Annotated in this window: 16 protein-coding genes; 12 read left to right on the top strand and 4 right to left on the bottom strand. The window is 63.1% G+C overall.

The annotated features are described in order from the left end of the window. Positions 1-40 precede the first annotated feature (40 nt). The 11 genes from hslU to mgtE all read left to right on the top strand — a co-directional run bounded on the left by hslU (position 41) and on the right by mgtE (position 14,314). Positions 41-1,369, top strand: a complete 1,329-nt coding sequence (gene hslU / locus G5380_RS11620) for an HslU--HslV peptidase ATPase subunit (protein ID WP_033136355.1) — start codon at positions 41-43, stop codon at positions 1,367-1,369. A 259-nt stretch (positions 1,370-1,628) separates the two neighbouring features. Continuing rightward, positions 1,629-2,270 (top strand): TetR/AcrR family transcriptional regulator, encoded by a 642-nt coding sequence (locus G5380_RS11615; RefSeq protein ID WP_320656266.1) that lies wholly within the window; start codon positions 1,629-1,631, stop codon positions 2,268-2,270. Continuing rightward, on the top strand, positions 2,267-3,235 hold the full coding sequence (hlyD, locus tag G5380_RS11610) for a secretion protein HlyD (protein ID WP_216979734.1): 969 nt from the start codon (positions 2,267-2,269) through the stop codon (positions 3,233-3,235). Before G5380_RS11615 ends, hlyD begins: the two co-directional genes overlap by 4 nt. Next, positions 3,232-5,001 (top strand): ATP-binding cassette domain-containing protein, encoded by a 1,770-nt coding sequence (locus G5380_RS11605; protein ID WP_421352763.1) that lies wholly within the window; start codon positions 3,232-3,234, stop codon positions 4,999-5,001. The genes hlyD and G5380_RS11605 overlap by 4 nt, the downstream gene beginning before the upstream one ends. Then, a complete protein-coding gene (locus G5380_RS11600; RefSeq protein ID WP_323945981.1) occupies positions 4,998-6,107 on the top strand; it encodes an ABC transporter permease in 1,110 nt (369 codons plus the stop codon). Before G5380_RS11605 ends, G5380_RS11600 begins: the two co-directional genes overlap by 4 nt. A gap of 3 nt (positions 6,108-6,110) precedes the next feature. After that, positions 6,111-7,199, top strand: coding sequence for an ABC transporter permease (locus G5380_RS11595; protein ID WP_216949949.1), 1,089 nt, complete (start codon positions 6,111-6,113; stop codon positions 7,197-7,199). 296 nt (positions 7,200-7,495) lie between these two features. After that, a complete protein-coding gene (gene nirB, locus G5380_RS11590; RefSeq protein WP_274160892.1) occupies positions 7,496-10,042 on the top strand; it encodes a nitrite reductase large subunit NirB in 2,547 nt (848 codons plus the stop codon). 100 nt (positions 10,043-10,142) lie between these two features. Then, entirely contained in the window at positions 10,143-10,460 is a 318-nt protein-coding gene (nirD, locus tag G5380_RS11585; RefSeq protein WP_266134980.1) for a nitrite reductase small subunit NirD, read from the top strand. A gap of 57 nt (positions 10,461-10,517) precedes the next feature. Then, complete coding sequence (nirC, locus tag G5380_RS11580) at positions 10,518-11,330, top strand: nitrite transporter NirC (protein ID WP_421259354.1); 813 nt, start codon at positions 10,518-10,520, stop codon at positions 11,328-11,330. A gap of 12 nt (positions 11,331-11,342) precedes the next feature. Further along, entirely contained in the window at positions 11,343-12,743 is a 1,401-nt protein-coding gene (gene cysG, locus G5380_RS11575) for a siroheme synthase CysG (protein ID WP_421311248.1), read from the top strand. 146 nt (positions 12,744-12,889) lie between these two features. Then, positions 12,890-14,314, top strand: a complete 1,425-nt coding sequence (mgtE, locus tag G5380_RS11570; protein WP_421352762.1) for a magnesium transporter — start codon at positions 12,890-12,892, stop codon at positions 14,312-14,314. Positions 14,315-14,395: 81 nt separating this feature from the next. Here mgtE and G5380_RS11565 read toward each other — a convergent pair whose 3' ends face one another. Further along, entirely contained in the window at positions 14,396-15,337 is a 942-nt protein-coding gene (locus G5380_RS11565; protein ID WP_337073684.1) for a hypothetical protein, read from the bottom strand. A 349-nt stretch (positions 15,338-15,686) separates the two neighbouring features. Here G5380_RS11565 and G5380_RS11560 point away from each other — a divergent pair, with 349 nt between their 5' ends. After that, entirely contained in the window at positions 15,687-17,678 is a 1,992-nt protein-coding gene (locus G5380_RS11560; RefSeq protein WP_421352761.1) for a bifunctional 2',3'-cyclic-nucleotide 2'-phosphodiesterase/3'-nucleotidase, read from the top strand. A gap of 244 nt (positions 17,679-17,922) precedes the next feature. Here G5380_RS11560 and G5380_RS11555 read toward each other — a convergent pair whose 3' ends face one another. Genes G5380_RS11555 through G5380_RS11545 form a run of 3 tightly spaced genes read right to left on the bottom strand, consistent with a single transcriptional unit; the run spans position 17,923 to position 21,592 of the window. After that, positions 17,923-18,888 carry an ABC transporter permease gene (locus G5380_RS11555; protein WP_021230728.1) on the bottom strand — a complete coding sequence of 322 codons (966 nt, stop codon included), beginning with the start codon at positions 18,886-18,888 and terminating at the stop codon, positions 17,923-17,925. A 2-nt stretch (positions 18,889-18,890) separates the two neighbouring features. Beyond that, positions 18,891-20,009 carry an ABC transporter permease gene (locus G5380_RS11550; protein ID WP_005357011.1) on the bottom strand — a complete coding sequence of 373 codons (1,119 nt, stop codon included), beginning with the start codon at positions 20,007-20,009 and terminating at the stop codon, positions 18,891-18,893. Beyond that, a complete protein-coding gene (locus G5380_RS11545; protein WP_421306987.1) occupies positions 20,009-21,592 on the bottom strand; it encodes an ABC transporter ATP-binding protein in 1,584 nt (527 codons plus the stop codon). Before G5380_RS11545 ends, G5380_RS11550 begins: the two co-directional genes overlap by 1 nt. Positions 21,593-21,662 lie beyond the last annotated feature (70 nt).

Below are 21,662 nucleotides of genomic sequence, written 5' to 3'. Positions count from 1 at the left end.
AGGGGTGGGCACTGCCCGCCCCGGATACAGGAACACCATCATGTCCGAGATGACCCCGAGAGAAATCGTCCACGAGCTGGATCGTCACATCATTGGTCAGGCCGATGCCAAGCGCGCCGTTGCCGTTGCCCTGCGCAACCGCTGGCGCCGGATGCAGCTCAACGAAGAGATGCGCCATGAAGTGACCCCGAAAAACATCCTGATGATCGGCCCGACCGGTGTCGGCAAGACCGAGATCGCCCGTCGTCTGGCCAAGCTGGCCAACGCCCCCTTCATCAAGGTGGAAGCGACCAAGTTCACCGAAGTGGGCTATGTCGGCAAGGAAGTGGACAGCATCATCCGCGATCTGACCGATGCCGCCATCAAGCTGGTGCGCGAAACCGAGATGGAGAAGATGAAATACCGCGCCGAAGAAGCCGCCGAAGAGCGCATCCTCGACGCCCTGCTGCCCAACCCGCGCAACACTTGGGGTGAGGAAGAGAAAGCCGACAACTCCAACACCCGCCAGATCTTCCGCAAGAAACTGCGGGAAGGTCAGCTGGATGACAAGGAGATCGAGCTGGAGCTCTCCGCCTCCCCGATGGGCGTCGAAATCATGACCCCGCCGGGCATGGAAGAGATGGCCAACCAGCTGCAGGGGCTGTTCCAGAACCTGGGCCAGAACCAGAAGAAGAAGCGCAAGATCAAGGTCAAAGAGGCCATGAAGGCGCTGATCGAAGAGGAAGCGGCCCGTCTGGTCAATCCTGAAGAGCTGAAGCAGAAAGCCATCGCCGCTGTCGAGAACAACGGCATCGTCTTCCTCGACGAGATCGACAAGATCTGCAAGCGCGGCGAGAGCTCGGGCCCCGACGTCTCCCGTGAAGGGGTACAGCGCGACCTGCTGCCGCTGGTTGAAGGTTGCACCGTCAACACCAAGCACGGCATGGTCAAGACCGACCACATCCTGTTTGTCGCCTCCGGCGCCTTCCAGATCGCCAAGCCGTCCGACCTCATCCCCGAGCTGCAGGGCCGTCTGCCGATCCGGGTCGAGCTGACCGCTCTCACCACCGATGACTTCGAGCGCATCCTGACCGAACCGAACGCCTCCCTGACCGATCAGTACAAGGCGCTGATGGCCACCGAAGGGGTCAACATCGAGTTCACCAAGGATGGCATCCGCCGTCTGGCCGAAGCGGCCTGGCAGGTCAACGAGCGTACCGAAAACATCGGTGCCCGTCGTCTGCACACCGTGATGGAGCGCCTGATGGAAGATATCTCCTATGACGCCTCCGAGAAGTCCGGCGAGACCTTTGTCATCGACACCGACTACGTCAACGCCCATCTCGGCAAGCTGATTGAAGACGAGGATCTGAGCCGCTTTATTCTGTAAGCGCGCCCCTCCCGATAAAACGCCTCCCTTCGCGGAGGCGTTTTTATTTCTCCACCACCTCCGTCATCTGCCCGGATTCTGGCCCACACCTGCGGCAACCCGTTCAATCCCAAGCCGTTTCCAAACTTCCCCTTGCCAACGCCCGCCGTTTTTTCATCCCCGCTGAAATCTGCTCAAAAAAAGATCTTTCCTATTCTCGGCGGCTGATTTATACACACGTATAAATCAGATCAAAATCTGTGCAGCAGGAACCTGAAAGATGAATCCAACCCGGCAGAAACTGCTCGATACCGGCCTCGCCATCGCCACCGAGAAGGGGCTGCGCGGCCTGACGGTGCGCGAGCTGGCGGCGGCGGCAGAGGTGAACCTCGGCTCCTTCGTCTACCACTTCGGCAACCGCGACGCCTTCATCGACGAGCTGGTCGAGCTCTGGTATGCCCCCCTCTATGACGAGCTCAAGGCAGTGGCAGCCAAAGGCTCCTACCCCTCTGCCATTGCCATGTTCGAGGCCACCATGAAGGCGCTGATCGGGCTGGTGGCGCGCCAGCGCGGCTTTATCAACCACCTGTTTGGCGATGCGCTGGCGGGTGAAGGGGCGGCCCAGCGCTTTCTGCTCAGCCTGCCGCGCCGCCACCCCCTGCTGCTGATCGAGCAGGTACGGATGGCACAGGCGGAAGGGTCACTGGTCGCCGGTCACCCGCTCCAGCTGATGATCTTCATCATGGGGTCGGTCGGCCTGCCGCTGGTGATCGCCGGCAGCGGTCGCCAACTCGGCTGGCTGCCCGAACAGGCAGCCCCTTTTCTCAGCCAGATAGACAACCCCGAGGCCGCCAGACAACGGCTGGTATGGGCACTGCGCGGCCTGCGCCCCACCGACATGAAAGAAGGAGAAGCGGCATGAAACAACGCATTGTAATCGCAGCCCTGCTGCTAACCGTTATCGGTGGCTACCTCTGGTGGCAGGGGCGCCCCACCGACGGCTCCATCCTCTACGGCAATGTCGATATTCGCGACGTCAATCTGGCCTTTCGGGTCGGCGGTCGCGTCGATCAGGTACTGGTCGATGAGGGGGATAGGGTAAAAACCGGCCAACTGCTGGCCCGCCTCGATCCGGCGCCCCTCACCCACAGCCGCGACAGTGCCCGCGCCAATCTGGCTGCGCTCACTGCCGCCAACACCTTGATCCACAAAGGCTATCGCAGCGAAGAGACCGACCGTGCCCGAGCCGCACTGGCCGCCGCCGAAGCCGCTGCGCTGGAGGCCGACCAGCAGTGGCGCCGCCAGAGCGCACTGGCCGCCACCGGTGCCATCTCCCGCGGTCAGCTCGATACCGCCCGCTCCCAGCGGGATCAGACCCAGGCGCAGGTGCGCTCCGCACGCGAACAGCTCGCCCAGCTCGAAACCGGCTACCGCCCGGAGGAAATTGCCCAGTCCGATGCCCAGCTGGAAGGGGCCAAAGCGGCGCTCGCCAGTGCCGAACTGGCGCTGGCAGATGCCAGCCTGACCGCCCCCAGCGACGGCATCATCATCAGCCGCGCCGTCGAGAACGGCAGCATGGTGCAGAGCGGAGCGACCGCCTTCAACCTCTCCCTGACCGCGCCAGTCTGGGTGCGCGCCTATGTGGAGGAGCCCTGGCTCGGCCACTTCCCGAGCGGCGCCAAGGTAACCCTCACCACCGACTCGCGGCCGGATCAGCCCTATCACGGGGTGGTGGGCTTTGTCTCGCCGACCGCCGAGTTCACCCCGAAATCGGTGGAGACGCCGGACCTGCGCACTCACCTCGTCTACCGGCTGCGCATCGTGGTGCAGGATCCCGACCCGGCCCTGCGCCAAGGAATGCCGGTCACCGTCAGGCTGGCGCCATGAGCTGCGCCATCTCCCTTGAGGGGCTCACCAAACGCTTTGGTGAGCGGGTCGCCCTCAACGCCATCTCGGCCACTATTCCGGCTGGCGGCATCACCGGGCTGGTCGGCCCCGACGGCGCGGGCAAGAGCACTTTGCTGCGCCTGCTGGCCGGTTTGCTGATCCCCGAAGCGGGCACCATCCGGGTGCTGGGGCTGGATCCGGTGAGCGAGGGGGATCTGCTGCGCCAGCGCCTCGGCTACATGCCCCAGCAGTTCGGCCTCTACGAGGATCTCAGCGTGCTGGAGAACCTCACCCTCTACGCTGACTTGCGCGGCGTACTGGAGCCCGAACGCACGCCCACCTTCGCGCGGCTGCTCGCCTTCACCGATCTCGCTCGCTTCACCGCACGACCGGCAGGCAAGCTCTCTGGCGGGATGAAGCAGAAACTCGGGCTGGCCTGCGCCCTGCTCGGCACCCCGGATATGCTGCTGCTGGACGAACCGGGGGTCGGGGTCGATCCCATCTCCCGCCGCGCCCTCTGGCAGATGGTGCGCGATCTGGCCAAGGGGGGGATGACGGTGCTCTGGAGTACCGCCTATCTCGATGAGGCGGAGCTGTGCGACCACGTGCTGCTGATGGCGGATGGCGAGGTGCGCACCAGCGGCACACCGGCCAATCTGATGGGGGCCATGGCCAGCCGCTGCTGGCTGCTGGAGGCGGGGCAGCTGGATGGCCGCGAGCGGCGCGCCCTGCTGCGCCGGGCACTGGCTCACCCGGCGGTGATGGATGGCGCGGTGGCGGGGGAGCGGGTTCGCCTGCTGCTGCACCCGGGCATGACGCCCCCACCGCTCCCGGAGCTGCAACTGGCCAACGGCGCCTTTCAACCGGCCCAGCCCCGGCTGGAGGATGCCTTTATCGACCTGCTCGGCGGCGGCCCCGGCGGGGAGTCGAGTCTGGCAGCCGGGATGCGCGAAGCGGAACTGCCGCAGGGGGTCTCCCCCGAGGCGGTGATCGAGGCGCGCCACCTCACCAAACGCTTCGGCGATTTTGCCGCCACCGATGATGTCAGCTTTGCGGTGCGCCGCGGCGAGATCTTCGGCCTGCTCGGCCCCAACGGGGCGGGCAAGTCCACCACCTTCAAGATGGAGTGCGGCCTGCTGCGCCCGAGCGAGGGGCAGGCCCTGGTGACCGGCATCGATCTGGCCCACAGCCCCTCGGCGGCGCGCCAGCGCCTCGGCTACATGGCGCAGAAGTTCTCCCTCTACAAGCAGCTCACCGTGGCGCAGAACCTCTCCTTCTTCGCCGGTATCTACGGCCTGTTCGGCCGCCACCAGCAGACGCGGATCGACGCCATGGTGACTGCCTTTGCCCTCACCCCCTGGCTCGATCAGAAGGCGGAATCCCTGCCGCTCGGCCTGCGCCAGCGCTTATCGCTGGCCTGCGCCCTGCTGCACGAGCCGCCGCTGCTGTTCCTCGACGAGCCCACCTCCGGGGTCGATCCGGTGACCCGGCGCGAGTTCTGGTCGCACATCAACGCGCTGGCCGACCACGGCGTCACCGTGCTGGTCACCACCCACTTTATGGATGAGGCGGAGTATTGCGACCGCATCGCCCTCATCTATCGCGGCAAGCTGCTGGCGCTCGGCACCCCGGACGATCTCAAGGAACTGGCCGCCAAAGAGGCGGCGACCTCTTTGCCAACCGGCTCCTTGCCGACCTGTTCTTTGCCAACAATGGAAGAGGCTTTTATCACCCTGGTCGAGCGGGCCAGCGAGGAGGACGCATGAGCATCAACCGTCGGCGACTGCTGGCCCTCTGCCGCAAGGAGACGCTGCAAATCGTCCGTGACCCGAGCAGCATCCTCATCGCCTTCATCATGCCGGTGGTGCTGCTGGTGGTAATGGGTTACGCCATCAATCTCGATGTGGACCATCTGCGCCTCGGCATCTGGCGTACCGATAGCGGCGCTCCGGCGGTGCGGCTGGAGCAGGCCCTGCGCGGCTCTACCGCGCTGGAGATCCACAGCGGGCCGAGCAAAGAGTCCCTGCTCGCCAGTCTGGCCCGTGGCGAGATCCGCGGCCTGCTGGTGATCGATGACGGCTTCTCCCGCGCCATGGCCGGTCAGGGCAATGGCACGCCGCAGGCACTGCTGCTGACCGACGGCTCCGAGCCCAACACCGCCAACTTCGTCACCAACTATGTGCAGGGGATCTGGCAGGGGTGGCTCGCTGGCGAGGGGGTCGCCATGCCGGTGTCGATAGAGAGCCGCGCCTGGTTCAATCCGGCGCTGGTGAGCCGCAACTTTCTGGTGCCGGGCTCCATTGCGGTGGTGATGACCATCATAGGGGCCCTGCTCACCTCGCTGGTGGTGGCGCGGGAGTGGGAGCGCGGCACCATGGAGGCGCTGCTCGCCACCCCGGTCACCAAGGGGGAGCTGCTGCTCTCCAAGCTGTTGCCCTACTACGGCCTTGGCATCATCGCCATGCTGCTCTGCCTGCTCTTCTCGGTGGCGGTGATGGGCGTGCCGTGGCGCGGCTCCCTGCTGCTGCTCTTTCTGGTCACCAGCGTCTTTCTCGGCAGCGCCCTCGGGCTCGGGCTGTTTCTCTCCACCGTGATGCGCAGCCAGTTCAACGCCGCACAGGCAGCGCTGATCGCCGCCTTTCTGCCCGCCGTGATGCTGTCGGGCTTCGTCTTCGAGATCGCCAGCATGCCGCCTTGGCTTCGGGCCATCACCCACCTCATTCCGGCCCGCTACTTCGCGAGCTCCTTGCAGACCCTCTATCAGGCGGGCAGCGTTTTTTCGATCCTGCTGGTCAACGGTTTCTGTCTGCTGCTGCTGGCCGGTTTCTGGCTGGCCCTGACCGCCCGCAAGACGCGGCGCACTCTGGAGTAACCCATGCTGATCCGACTCTGGTGGCTGATCCGAAAAGAGCTGCAGGCCCTGATGGGCAATACTCAGGGGCGCTTTCTGCTCATCATGCCGGTGCTGCTGCAGACCGCCCTCTTCCCGTTCGCCGCCACTCTGGAGGTGACCGGCAACACGCTGGCCATCTACAACCAGGATGGCGGTGCCCAGAGCCGCGAGCTGCTGGAGCGCCTCACCCATATGCCCGCCTTTACCACCATCATCCCGGTACAAGGCGAGGCGGGCATGACCGAGGCCATCACCGGGCAACAGGCACTGCTCGGGCTGATTATTCCGGGCGATTTTTCGCGCCGGCTGGCACGGGGCGAACAGGCCAAGGTACAGCTGATCATCGACGGACGCCGCTCCAACGGTGGTCAGGTGGCGGCTGGCTACATCAGTCAGGTGATCGCCCGCTGGCAAAGTGAGGGCAAGGGGCAACCCGAGCTGGCGGTACGCAACCTCTACAACCCCAACGTCGAGTTCCACTGGCATATCCTGCCAGCGCTGGTGGCCATCATCACCACCACTGGCTGCCTGATTGTCACCGCCCTCTCGGTCGCGCGGGAGCGGGAAGAGGGCACCTTCGATCAGCTGCTGGTCTCCCCCCTCACCGCGGGCTGGATCATGGCGGGCAAGGCGGTGCCCGGCATCATGGTGGCGGTGGGGCAAGGGTGCATAGTCGCGCTGGCCGCCCGTTTTGTCTTTCACCTCCCCTTTGCCGGCAGCCTCAGCCTGCTGATGGCGGGCATGGTCTGCTACGGGCTGGCACTGGCCGGGATCGGGCTCTTCATCTCGTCGTTCTGCTCGACCCAGCAGCAGGCCTTTCTCGGGGTCTTCTCCTTCACCGTCCCGGCGGTGATCCTCTCGGGCTACATCTCGCCGGTGGAGAACATGCCGCAGGTGTTCCAGTGGCTGGCGGCCATCGACCCCCTCACCCACTTCATCGTGCTGCTCAAGGGGGTCTTCCTCAAGGGGTTTGACTGGTCGGCCGCCTGGCCCCTGCTCTGGCCGCTGCTCGCCATCGCCGGCGTCACCCTGTCGCTAGCGCTCGCCATGTTCCGCCGCCATATCGCCTGACGCGCCACCTTGTTCAGCTGATGCCGGTCTCGCCCAGTGCGAGGCCGGCCATTTTCCGCCAGAAGTTTTCACTCCCCGGCCGTGGGTAAACCGGGCTTTCCCTCCACCACCCCTCACTCCAAGCCAGCGCAGAAATCATCAACTGGTATACCTATTTTTGTATATCTTTGAATTTTATCGAATTACCCCTGACGAGATATATAAATAGACACTTGATTTGCATCAATTGCCCGCCCCGACTGACTGGGTAGCCTAGCCCCAGAATGATGTTTTATTACTCCAAACTAGAGGCAATCATGAGCAAAGTCAGACTGGTCGTTGTGGGCAACGGCATGGTGGGGCACCGCTTCATCGAAGAGTTGATCGAGCGGGCCGAGCCGGGCCGCTACGAGATCACCGTCTTCGGTGCAGAACCCCGTCCCGCCTACGATCGCGTCCATCTCTCCTCCTACTTCTCCCATCACACCAGCGAAGATCTCTCCCTCGTCAAACCCGGCTTCTACGACAAGCACGGCATCCGCCTGCTGCTCGGCGAAGCGGTGAAAAAAATCGACAGGGCCAACCGCGAAGTGCACTCCAACAAGGGCACTGTGGTCGGGTACGACAAGCTGGTGCTGGCCACCGGCTCCTACCCCTGGGTGCCGCCCATTGCGGGCAGTCAGCACCACGAGTGCTTCGTCTACCGCACCATCGAGGATCTGAAAGCCATTCGCAGCGCCGCCAGGAGTGGCAAGAGCGGGGTGGTGATCGGGGGCGGCCTGCTTGGCCTCGAAGCGGCCGGTGCCCTCAAGGCGCTGGGTCTCGAGACCCACGTTGTGGAGTTTGCTCCGGTACTGATGGCCGAGCAGCTCGACGGTCAGGGCGGCCAGCTGCTGCGCCGCAAGATTGAATCCATGGGCGTGCAGGTGCACACCAGCAAGAGCACCAGCGAGATCCTGATGCATGGCGGTGAGCAGGCGAAACACCGCCTCGCCTTTGCCGATGGCAGCCAGCTGGAAGTAGACGTAGTGGTCTTCTCCACCGGCATTCGCCCGCAAGATACCCTCGGCCGTTACGGTGATCTCGCCATCGCCGAGCGCGGCGGCATCGTCATCGACGATCACTGCCTCACCTCAGACCCCGACATCTATGCCATCGGCGAGTGCGCCGCCTGGCAGGGCCGCTTCTTCGGGCTGGTAGCGCCGGGCTACAAGATGGCCCAGATCACCGTCGACCATCTGCTCGGCGGTGACAGCCGCTTCGAAGGGGCAGACATGAGCGCCAAGCTGAAACTGCTCGGCGTCTCCGTCGGCTCCATCGGCGATGCTCACGGCCGCACCCCGGGCAGCCACAGCTATGTGTTTCAGGACGATCAGGCTGGCGTCTACAAGAAGATCGTGGTGAGCGAAGACAACAGCCGATTGCTCGGCGCCGTGCTGGTGGGTGACGTGGAAGATTACGGCAACCTGCTGCAGATGATGCTCAACGCCCTGCCGCTGCCGAGCCACCCGGACACCCTGATCCTGCCCGCCTACGCCGGAGCCAAACCGACGCTGGGGGTGGATGCCCTGCCGGAAAGCGCCCAGATCTGCTCCTGCTTTGACGTCTCCAAAGGCGACATCGCTCAGGCGGTGGCCGAGGGTCACACCACCCTGGCCGCCATCAAGCAGCACACCAAGGCCGGAACCGGCTGCGGCGGCTGTGTGCCGCTCATCAGTCAGGTACTCAACGCCGAGCTGGTGAAGCAGGGCATCGAGGTCAACAACCACCTCTGCGCCCACTTCCCCCACTCCCGTCAGGAGCTGTTCCATCTGGTCAAGGTGGAGGGGATCAAGAGCTTCGACGAGCTGCTGGCCAAGCACGGTCAGGGCTATGGCTGTGAGGTGTGCAAACCGACCGTCGGCTCCATCCTCGCCTCCTGCTGGAACGAGCATGTGCTGAGCCCGCGCAACATCCCACTGCAGGACACCAACGACATCTTCCTCGGCAACATGCAAAAGGACGGCAGCTACTCCGTCATCCCGCGCATGGCCGGCGGTGAAGTGACCCCGGAAGGGCTGCTGGCGGTGGCCGAAGTGGCCCGCGACTACAAGCTCTACACCAAGATCACCGGCGCCCAGCGCATCGGCCTGTTCGGGGCTCAGAAGGATGACCTGCCCGCCATCTGGCGCAAGCTGCTGGCAGCCGGATTCGAGACAGGTCAGGCCTATGCCAAGGCGCTGCGTATGGCCAAGACCTGTGTCGGCAGCACCTGGTGCCGCTTCGGCGTGCAGGACAGCGTTGGCCTCGGGGTCTTCCTCGAGAACCGCTACAAGGGGATTCGCACCCCGCACAAGATGAAGTTCGGCGTCTCCGGCTGTACCCGCGAATGTGCGGAAGCCCAGGGCAAGGATGTCGGCATCATCGCCACCGATGCGGGCTGGAACCTCTATGTGGGCGGCAACGGCGGCATGAAACCGCGCCACGCCGATCTGCTGGCTTCTGACCTTGACCGCGAAACCCTCATCAAGCTGATCGACCGCTTTATGATGTTCTACGTCACCAGCGCCGACAAACTGCAGCGCACATCGGTCTGGCTCGGCAATCTGGAAGGGGGTGTCGACTACCTGCGCGAGGTGATCGTCGACGACAAGCTGGGACTGGCCGAGACGCTGGAGCGCGATATCCAGACCCTCATCGACAGCTACGAGTGCGAATGGTCGCGCACCCTCAACGAAGAGGAGGCGCTCAAGCGCTTCAGCCACTTCATCAACAGCGACAAGCGCGATCCGGACGTGCAGTTCGTCAGCGAGCGCGACCAGCACAGACCCGCCACTCCGGCCGAGCGCATCCCCGTCTACCAGATCGAGGTGGAGACCAAATGATGAAATTAGCCTGCCAACTCAACGACATCCTGCCGGGCTGCATGGACGTTTGCGCCCTGCTCGATAGCCAGTCCATCCAACTCGAGGTGGAGATTAAACGATGAAACTTGCCTGCCAACTCAACGACATCCTGCCGGGAACCGGCGTCTGTGCACTCATTGAGGGTCGTCAGATCGCCCTGTTCCGCCCGAGCGCGGCGGCCGAGGTGTTCGCCATCGACAACCGGGATCCCTTCTTCGCCGCCAACGTGCTGTCGCGGGGCCTGATCTGCGAACACGACGGCGAGCTCTGGGTCGCCAGCCCGCTCAAGAAGCAGCGCTTTCGCCTGAGCGATGGCCACTGTTTCGACAACCCTGCGATGTCGGTTCAAAGCTACCCCGTTGAAGTGCGCGACCAGCTGGTCTGGGTCGCCGTCTAAAGCCAAATTCACTCTCTTTCGGGCTGCCAGAGGGCAGCCCTTTCAAGGACTCACAAGATGTACACGGAAACCATCAACAAGTGCGCCGCCAACGCGGCCCGCATCAACCGCTTCGAGCGCAGCGACAAGCTCGGCTTCTGGCTCAGCTCCGCCATGGCGGGGGCCTATGTGGGCCTCGGCATCATCCTGATCTTCACCCTCGGCAATCTGGTGGATCCGAGCATCCGACCGCTGGTGATGGGGGCCACCTTCGGCATCGCCCTGACGCTCGTCATCATCGCCGGCTCCGAGCTGTTCACCGGCCACACCATGTTCCTCACCTTCGGGGTGAAGACGGGCAAGATCACCATGGCCGACCTGCTGCGTATCCTGCCGCAGACCTGGGCGGGCAATCTGATTGGCTCCGTTGTGGTGGCTCTGATCTACTCCTACGGCGGCAGCCTGCTGCCGGACGCGGGCAGTCTGGCCCACAAGGTGGCGCTGGCCAAGACCCAGGCTCCGGCCCTGACCCTGTTTATGAAGGGGATCCTCTGCAACTGGTTGGTCTGCCTCGCCATCTGGATGGCGCTGCGCACCGAAGGAGCCGCCCGCTTCATCGCCATCTGGTGGTGCCTGCTCGCCTTTATCGCCTCCGGCTACGAACACTCCATCGCCAACATGACCCTGTTCGCCCTCTCCTGGTTTGGCGCCCACTCGGAGGCCTACACCCTGAGCGGCATCGGCCACAACCTGCTGTGGGTGACCCTGGGCAACACCGTCTCCGGCGCCCTCTTTATGGGCCTCGGCTACTGGTATGCCACCCCCAAGGCTGAGCGCCCGGTCGCGGTGAGCGAGACCACCAGCACTGCCAACCAGACCCGAACCGCCTGATCAGGAGGCCCCATGGACTACTTGCCCATCTTTTGCCGACTCGACAACAAACCCGTGCTGCTGGTCGGCGGCGGCGAGGTGGCGGAGCGCAAAGCGCGCCTGCTGCTGGATGCCGGTGCTCGCCTCACTGTGGTCGCGCCCGAGCTCGACCCCGAGCTGGCGGAACTGGCTGCCAACGGCAGCATCGAGTGGCTGGCCGGTGAATTTGCGCCGGAGCAACTGGCGGGCAAGTGGCTTGCGGTGGCCGCCACCGATCGGCGCGAGGTGAATGCGCTGGTTTACCAGAGCGCCAACCGGGCGCGGATCTTTGCCAACGTGGTGGATGACCCGAAACGCTCCAGCTTCATCATGCCATCGATCATCGACCGCTCACCGCTGATGGTGGCCATCTCCTCCGGTGGCAAGGCGCCGGTGCTGGCTCGCTTGCTGCGGGAAAAACTGGAAGCCCTGCTGCCCCAGCATCTGGGCGCCGTCGCGGCCTTCGCCGGCAGCCTGCGGGAGCGGGTCAAGGCCCGCTTCGCCAGCATGGGCGAGCGGCGCCGCTTCTGGGAGCGGCTGCTCGGGGCGGATCGGCTCGGCCAAGCACTGGCCCGCGGTGATAGTGCCTCTGCCAATCAACTGGCCGACAGCCTGTTTGCCGACGAATGCAACACCGCTGGCGAAGTGGTGCTGGTGGGGGCTGGCCCCGGCGATCCGGGTCTGCTCACCCTGCACGCCCTGCGCCAGATGCAGCAGGCGGACGTGGTGGTCTATGACCGGCTGGTCTCGGACGAGGTGATGGCGCTGGTGCGCCGCGATGCCAAACGCATCTTCGTCGGCAAGCAGGCGGGCAACCACTGCGTACCGCAGGAGGGGATCAACCAGCTGTTGCTGGAGGAGGCGAAGAAGGGGCAGCGGGTGGTGCGACTGAAGGGGGGCGACCCCTTTATCTTCGGCCGTGGCGGCGAGGAGCTGGAGACGCTGGTTGGCACAGGCATCGGCTTTCAGGTGGTGCCCGGCATCACCGCGGCCAGCGGCTGCGCCGCCTACGCCGGCATTCCGCTCACCCACCGCGACCACGCCCAAAGCGTCCGTTTCGTTACCGCCCACGGCAAGGGTGGCGCCCGGGATCTCGACTGGCCGCTGCTGGCCAAAGATCGGCAGACTCTGGTGTTCTACATGGGGCTCTCCTCCTGCGCCACCATCCGCGAGCAGTTGCTGGCTCACGGCAAGGCGAGCAACACCCCGGTGGCGCTGATCGAGCGCGGCACCCAACCCTGCCAACGGGTTATTCGCGGCACCCTCGATGAGCTGCCCGCGCTGGCGATGGGGGTCGAGAGCCCGGCGCTGATCATGGTGGGATCTGTGGTAACGCTGGCCGACCGGCTCGCCTGGTTTGGCGCGGCACCACAGCCTCAGCGAGCCCTCGCCTGAGGGCTCCTCGTCAAACGATCATGAGGCCACCAGCAGGTGGCCTCACTTTTACCTCCCTCTTCTCCCATCACGGTCATAACCTGTTGTTTTAAGTCTGGTATCCTATGGCTATTCGGCCCCGTGGCCACCAGCTCAGGAACCTCTTCATGTCTCTTCCCATCAAAAACAGCGCCCGGCAGCGTGCGGAAGACAGATCCCGCATTCTCACCCTGCTGCTGCGCGATGACGCCCTCACCGACAGCCTGCTCGATCCGCAGGTGGTGCAGGATGCCGAACAGCGCGACCAGACCTGCGAGCTGACCCGGCTGGTCAACAGCCTGCCCGCCGCCGACGTCGCCGATGCGCTGGAGTCGCTGCCGCCGGATGAGCGCCACGTGTTGTGGGCGCTGGTGAGTGAAGAGAAGCGCGGCCAGACTCTGGTCGAGGCGTCGGAGACGGTGTGGGACAGCCTCATCAGCGGCATGAGCGACAAAGAGCTGCTCGATGCCCTGCGCACCCTCGACATCGACGATCAGATCTATCTGGGCCAATATCTGCCGCGCAACCTGATGGGACGGCTGCTCACCTATATGGCCCCCGCCGACCGGGATCGGGTGCGCGAGGTGATCCGCTACGGCAAGCACACCGTCGGCGCCATGATGGATTTCGAGATCATCACCATCCGCCCCGAGGTGACGCTCGCCACCGTGCAGCGCTATCTGCGCCTGCGCGGCAAGATCCCCGCCAACACCGACAAGCTGTTCGTCATCGATCGGCGCAACCACCTGCTGGGGGAGCTGCCGCTCACCATGGTGCTGCTGCACAAGCCGGACACCCGGGTGAATGCGGTGATGGAGCAGGATCCGGTCACCTTCGATCCGGAGGATAACGATGAAGCGGCCGCCCGCACTTTCGAGCGGGATGACCTGCTCTCCGCCGCCGTGGTGGATGGCAAGGGCAAGCTGATGGGCCGCCTCACCGTCGAAGAGGTGGTGGACCTGGTCTATGAAGAGAGCGATACCGACCTGCGCCGGATGGGGGGTATCAGTGAAGAGGAGGATGTGTTCGCACCCGTCTCCAAGGCGGTCAAGACCCGTTGGGCCTGGCTTGCCATCAACCTCTGCACCGCCTTTGTCGCCTCGCGGGTGATCGGCCTGTTCGAGCACACCATCTCCCAGCTGGTGGCGCTGGCGGCCCTGATGCCCATCGTCGCCGGGATCGGCGGCAACACCGGCAACCAGACCATCACCATGATAGTGCGGGCGCTGGCGCTGCAGCACATTCAGGCGGGCAACCTCTCCTTCCTGCTGTTGCGCGAACTTGGGGTGGCGCTGATCAACGGGCTGGTGTGGGGCGGCACCATGGGGGTAGCCACCTATCTGCTCTATCAGGATGCGGCGCTCGGCGCCGTGATGACGCTTGCCATGGTGCTCAACCTGCTGGTGGCGGCGCTGATGGGGGTCATCATCCCCATGACCATGACCCGCCTCGGCCGCGACCCGGCTGTGGGGGCCAGCGTGATGATCACCGCCATCACCGACACCGGCGGCTTCTTTATCTTCCTCGGGCTGGCGACCCTGTTCCTGCTGTAAACCGTGCGTTGAAAACAACAAGGGAGCCACTGGCTCCCTTGTTGTTTCAGGCGCGTTTGCCCGCCCCTGCCGTTGGGCTGCTTATCGCTTGTCAGCAGTGATCAGCAAGCCATTGGTGTCGGGGAAGCCGATGACCAGCGCCTCTTTTTTGGCATCCGTGGTAAAGGTGGTGACATAGGCGACGCGGTTATCCATCGCCCGGGCCAGAGCGGCATTCCAGAGGTTTTCGATCGGCGTGGCGGCAGCGGATTGCTTGAAGTTGCACTTGCCAAACCCGGTCATGGTCAGCTTGCTCAACCCTGCAGTGGCACTCCCCTCGCCCACCAGCGTACAACCTGCCGCCGGGAACTCGATCGCTACCGTCAGCTTGCCGCCGTTGTTGGTGGTATCCACCTTGCCCACCATGTCGCTGCTGAAGCCATCGCTGCCCGTGGCACTCCAGCTGGCCGTGGTCACCGCTTTGGTGGTCAGGGCTGTCACCGCCACATGACCGCTGAAACCGGAATAGATGGGGGAGTTGTCGGAGAAGGTGGTGCCGGTTCGGGTGAAATCAAAAACCCAGCGCTTGATCTCCTTACCCTGCAGATCGATGACCGGCTGATCCTGGAAGGTGATGAGGTTGTGGTCGTTGGTCACCGAGCTGAGCGCCGTGCTGGTGCCGAGCCGTTCGCTGTTGCGGATCAACTGCACCGGGTAGATCCCGTCTTTGTCGGCTTTCTGGTCAGCCTGACCCAGCCACTGGCTGTTGGTCTCGACCTTGCCCACCTGATGATCCACCCAGACACCCCAGTACTGCACGGTTTCACCCTTCGGGTAGACCAGCGCCAGACCATCCAGATCCTTGATCATGCGCGGCGTCGCCTTGTCGCCGTCGCGGCTCATCAGATTCGCTTGGTAAAGACCCGCCTCCGGCAGGGCCAGTGGCACCCGCTTGGCAATGCTGTTGGCAGCTTTTTCGCTGTCACAGGCAGACAGGGCCGCAGCGCAGGCGATTGCCAGCAGCGCTTTGTTGTGCATTTTCATGAGTTTTTATTCCTTGCTGTCGCTTTGTAATTTTTTAGATGCAATCAATCGCCGCTGAATTTAAGGGAAAGGTCATCTATCAGTCGAATGGAGATCTGTAACCAACCATTACAGCCTCGCAGAAGCGCTTGGCCGCGCCGCTTGCCCCGACCGCACGGCGGTGACTACAGGGTGACTAACGGCGAAAAAGCAGCGAGGGTAGCGACCCGAAAAAACAGATGAAAATCAGAGTCATAACTCTATTAACAGGAGGATAATTAGCCCGAATTGCCAGCCTGCTCACAATAGGATTCTTTTGCTGTCGATAGAATGCACCACGCTGGCATACCCATAACAAGAGAATCCAACAATGAAAACCACCCTCAAACTGAGCGCGGTGGCAGTTATCTTTTTGCTGTCCGGCTGTGATGACAACAACTCTCAGGCCCCCGGTGATCTCACCCTGCGGCTGATCGAAACCTCTGATATCCACTCCAACCTGCTGAGTTACGACTACTACCAGAACAAGCCGGATGCCTCGCTGGGCTTCGCCCGCACCGCTGTGCTGATCCGCAAGGCCCGCGAAGAGAACGCCAACAACTTGCTGATCGACAACGGCGACCTGATCCAGGGCACCCCGCTGGCCGACTATATCCACGACCAGCAGGTCAAACAGCAGTGGCTGAGCAAGCAGACCCACCCCGCCATCAAGGCGCTCAACACCATGAGCTATGATGTCGGCAACCTGGGCAACCACGAATTCAACTTCGGTCTCGACTTCCTCTCGGAGACCCTGAAAGGGGCCAACTACCCCTACATCAACGCCAACGTCTTCCAGGCCGATGCCTTCAGTCGTGATGGCAAGGGCACCATCGACTGGAGCAAGCAGAAGTTCAAACCCTATGTGGTGCTGGATCGTCAGGTGAAGGATGCCAACGGCAATACCCAGACCATCAAGGTCGGGGTGCTGGGCCTGACTCCGCCCCAGATCACCCAGTGGGACAAGCGCAATCTGGAAGGCAAGGTGGTGGTGGCCGATATGGTCGAGACCGCCGAGCACTATGTACCCGAAATCCGCGCCAAGGGTGCTGACATCGTCGTGGTCGTGGCCCACACCGGCATCATTGGTGACCCGCGCGAACCCATGATGGAGAACGCCGCCCTGCCGCTGGCCAAGGTGAAAGGGGTCGATGCCCTGCTGCTGGGCCATGCCCACCGCACCTTCCCGGGCGACTACCCCAACATGACCGACGTGGACAACGAGAAAGGCACCCTGGCGGGCGTACCGACCGTGATGCCGGGCGTCTGGGGCAACCACCTCGGCATCATCGACCTGCACATGACCTGGAAAGAGGGTCGCTGGGAAGTGGCCTCCAGCCAGTCCCAGCTGCGCAAGATCGACAGTAGCGCCACCAGCACCGAAGATCAGGCGGTGGTCGATCAGGTCATTGCCGAGCACGAGCAGGCCAACCAGTGGCTGGACGAGCCCCTCAGCAAGATCACCAAGCCGATCCACAGCTTCTTCGCGCTGGTGCAGGATGACCCCTCCATCCAGATCGTCAGCGACGCCCAGCTGTGGCACGCCAAGAAACTGCAACAGGATGGTCAGCTCAAGGAGAAATGGCCCATCCTCTCCGCCGCCGCGCCATTCCGCGGCGGTCGCAACGGCCCGACCGACTTCACCTATGTACCGGCTGGCAATATCTCCCTGCGCAACGTGGCCGACCTCTATGTCTACCCCAACACCCTGCAGGTGGTCGCCATCAATGGCGCGACCGTACAGGAGTGGCTGGAGAAGAGCGCCGTCCAGTTCAACAAGATCGATGCCGCCAGCACCGCCACCCAGTGGCTGGTGAACGAGAAGTACCGCACCTACAACTTCGACGTGATCGACGGGGTGAACTATCAGGTCGATGTGACCAAACCCGCCCGTTACGATGTGGATGGCAACAAGGTGAGCGACAGCTATCGCATCACCAACCTCACCTATCAGGGCAAGGCAATCGACCCGGCCCAGATGTTCTACGTGGTGACCAACAACTACCGCGCCAGCGGTGGTGGCAACTTCCCGGGCATCAACGCCAAGGTGATCGTCCATGAAGATCAGTTCGAAACCCGCGAAGTGCTCTCCGAATACCTCAAGGATCTGGCAGAGAAGAATCCGGCCGGTTTCGAGCCTCCAGCAGACAACAACTGGCAGCTGGCCCCCCTGCCCGCCAATCTGGATCTGCGCATCTACAGCTCGCCACGCAGCGAGGCGCAAGCCCTGACCGGTGGCAAGCTGAACTATGTGGAGACCCTGCCACCCACCGATACCAAACACCCCGGCTTTGGCGTCTACAAGCTGGTGCTGGCACCCTGAACCTCAGGGTTAACCCGGCAATAACCTCTGCAACCCCCTCCTGATACGAGGGGGTTTTTGATGGTGCAGGCAGAGGGTCAGCTCTTGTACGCCAACCGCTCCCCGCAGCAACTCACGCAGCCCCTTTATCCCTTCACGCCATCCAGATCCCGGCTGGTCTGCCCCATCCCGCCCATAAAAAAACAGGCCCACCGAAGTGGGCCTGCTGTTATCTGCGTGATCGGGAATATCGCGCTAAAGGGCGCTACTCCCGCTCCTTCACATAAGGTGTACCAAGTGCCTTGGGGGCCACAGCGCGGCCGATAAAGCCGGCCAGCAGGAATACGGTCAGGATGTAGGGCAGTGCCTCGATGGCCTGCACCGGAATGGCGAAGCCACCGATGCTGACCCCTTGCAGCCGGATGGCGACCGCATCGAGGAAGCCGAACAGCAGACAGGCGGCCATGGCATTCCAGGGACGCCACTTGCCGAACACCAGCGCCGCCAGTGCCATAAAGCCCTTGCCCGCACTCATGTTGGGGATGAACTGGGCCGTCTGGGCCACCGCCAGATAGGTGCCACCGATACCGGCCAGCAGGCCGCCAATGAGGAGCGCGGTGTAGCGCATCCGCACCACAGAGATACCGGCGGTATCGACCGCTGCGGGCGCCTCACCCACCGCCCGCAGCCGCAGACCGAAGCGGGTACGGAACATCACCCACCAGGCCAGCGGCACACAGGCGAAGGCCACGTACTCCAGCAGGGAGTGGCCGCTCAACAGCTCGCTGTAGAGCTGGCCGATCACCGGCACATCCCACAGCTCCTTGGCATAGGGCAGATCGATGGGGGCGAAACGGGCATCACCGGAGAGCGCCGGAGTCTGGCCACCCTGATCGAACCAGTAACGGCCCAGGGTGACGGTCAGACCGGCAGCCAGAATGTTGATGGCCATGCCGCTCACCACCTGATCACCGCGGTGGGTGATGGTGGCAAAACCGTGCATCAGGGCGAACAGGATGGAGACACCCACCCCGGCCCCCAGACCTATCCAGGCAGAACCGGAGACCGCCGCCGCCGCACCACTGGCGAACGCCGCCGCCAGCAGTTTGCCTTCCAGCGCGATGTTGACCACCCCGGAGCGCTCGCAAAACATGCCCGCCATGGCCGCCAGAATGAGAGGCGGTGCGGTACGAATGGTCGCATCCAGCATCAGGATCAGAATTTCAAACATGATCAGACTCCTTTAGCTTGCGCGGCTGAGCGGTTGGCAAACGCCAGATAGAGCTGCTCGATGCGCGGACGCATCATGTGCTCAAGGGCGCCACAGAACAGGATCACCAGACCCTGCAACACCACCACGATGTTGCGGTCGACACCGAACTCGAAGCTGAGCTCGGCGCCCCCCTGATAGAGGAAACCGAACAGCAGGCTGGCGATGATGACGCCGACCGGATGGTTGCGCCCCATCAGCGCCACCGCGATACCGGTGAAGCCGAACCCTTCCACAAAGTTGAGCTTGATTTGGTGCAGCTCACCCTGCAGCACGTTGAGGGCAAAGAAGCCCGACAGCATGCCGGAGATGACCATGGCCAGGATCACCACCTTGGGATAGGAGATACCGGCGTAGGCGGAGGCGCTTTGGCTGGCGCCGACCGAGCGGATCTCGTAACCCCAGCGGGTGTGCCAGATAAAGACCCACACCAGCGCCGCACAGATCAGCGCCCAGAAGAAGCTGATGTTGAGCGGGCTATTGGGGATCTCCATCCCGAACAGGTTCGCCAGCCCGCTCATCTTGGGCAGCCAGCTTGCTTCGGCAAACACCTTGCTCTCGGTCGCCATCGAGCCGGGCGGCTTGAACACCTCCACCAGCAGATAGGCCATCAGGGAGGCGGCGATGAAGTTGAACATGATGGTGGTGATAACGATGTGGCTGCCGCGCTTGGCTTGCAGCCAGGCCGGAATAAAGGCCCAGGCCGCACCGAACAGACCACCGGCAATGATGGAGAGCGGCAACAGCAGGGCAAACGGCAGCACATCGCCGAGCATCAGACAGACCAGACCGACACCGAGACCGCCGATATAGGCCTGACCTTCGCCACCGATATTGAACAGACCGGCGTGGAAGGCGACCGCCACCGACAGACCGGTAAAGATAAAGCCGGTTGCGTAGTAGAGGGTGAAGCCGACCCCTTCACCTGTGCCGAACGCGCCGTACCACATGATCTTGGCGGCATCGACCGGGTTGATGTCGAGGTAGTAGAACAGGATGGCCGACACCAGGAAGGCCAGCAGGATATTGACCGCAGACAAGACGCCTACGGAGACCCAGGCAGGAATACGTACTTGGCTCATCAGTGGGCCTCCTTGGCTATGCCAGACACGCCAGCAACTTCGTCCGGCACTATGTTCGCCATCATCAGACCAATGGTGCGCTCGTCCGCCTTGGCACCATCCAGCTCGCCGACGATGCGACCATCGGCAATGACCAGAATCCGGTCTGCGAGGCTCATGATCTCGTCCAGCTCCACCGAAACCAACAAGACAGCCTTGCCCTTGTCGCGCATGGCGATGATCTGCTGGTGGATATACTCGATGGCGCCGATGTCGACCCCGCGGGTCGGCTGGCCGATCAACAGTACATCAGGGTCCTGCTCCACTTCACGGGCGATCACCAGCTTCTGCTGGTTGCCACCGGAGAAGTTGGCGGTCTTGTGATCGGGATGGGGCGGGCGCACGTCCCACTTCTCCATCTTGGCCTGACAATCCTGCTGGATCGCCTCCTTGTTCTGCAGCCACCCCTTGTTGTATTGCGGACGGCGGTGATAACCGAGAATGAAGGCCTCTTTCGCCTCGAAGCGGTTGATCAGCCCCATCTTGTGGCGATCTTCCGGCACATGACCGAGGCCGTAGTTGCGCACCAGCTCCGGATCGGCCGGGTGCTCTGCGCTCACCTTGTGCACGCCGCTGCGGCTGCTGATGGTGAAGCCGCCCTTGCTCGGCTTGAGAATACCGCCAAGCAGGCTGAGCAGTTCGGACTGACCGTTGCCGGAGACCCCGGCGATGCCGACCACTTCACCGGCCCGCACCTCGAAGCTGACCGATTTGACCCGCTCCACCTTGCTGGCATCGACGTAGCTGAGCCCTTCGATCTTCAGCTTGGCTTCACCGGGCTGGGTTGGCCCCTTGTCGACCTTGAGGCGCACCTTGCGGCCCACCATCAGCTCGGCCAGCTGCTCCTTGTCGGTATCCTTGGTGGCGACGTGTGCCACCATCTCGCCACGGCGCATGATGGAGACCTGATCGGTAATGGCCAGGATCTCCCGCAGCTTGTGGGTGATAAGGATGATGGTTGCCCCCTGATCCCGCAGCTTTTTCAGTACCTCGAACAGGTGATCCGCCTCTTGCGGGGTCAGTACCCCGGTCGGCTCGTCGAGGATCAGGATGCGGGCGCCGCGATAGAGCGCCTTGAGAATTTCGACCCGCTGTTGCAAGCCAACCGGCAGATCTTCAACCTTCTCGTGCAGCGGCACGTCTAGGCCATAATCCCGCGCCAGTTCGCCCAGCAGCTTTTCGGCTGACGCCACGCTCTGCTGAAGGTGCCAGCCGTTCTCAGCGCCGAGGATGACGTTTTCCAATACGGTGAAGTTGTTGACCAGCATGAAGTGCTGGTGAACCATGCCCACGCCTGCGGCAATCGCATCTTGTGAGCCATGGGGTTTGAAAGGATTCCCGTCGATCAGCATCTCGCCTTTGTCGGCATGGTAAAAACCATAAATGATGCTCATCAGGGTGGACTTACCGGCGCCATTTTCGCCGACAATGCCGTGGATACTGCCTTTGCGAACCTTAAGGTCGATCAGCTTGTTGGCGTACACTTCGCCGAACCGCTTATCGATACCTCTTAATTCGATGGCATAGCGATCTGTCTGGTCCATGATGCAGCCCTGCGTTTCATGAAATAAGACTAAAAACCGGCCCGTGCGGGCCGGTGGTGCGTTGAGAGTC

It is taken from the genome of Aeromonas sp. 604443 (assembly GCF_049170315.1).
Lineage (GTDB): Bacteria > Pseudomonadota > Gammaproteobacteria > Enterobacterales > Aeromonadaceae > Aeromonas > Aeromonas veronii_A.
The sequence above is the reverse complement of the archived record's forward strand: the minus strand, read 5'-3'. Positions and strand labels throughout refer to the sequence as shown.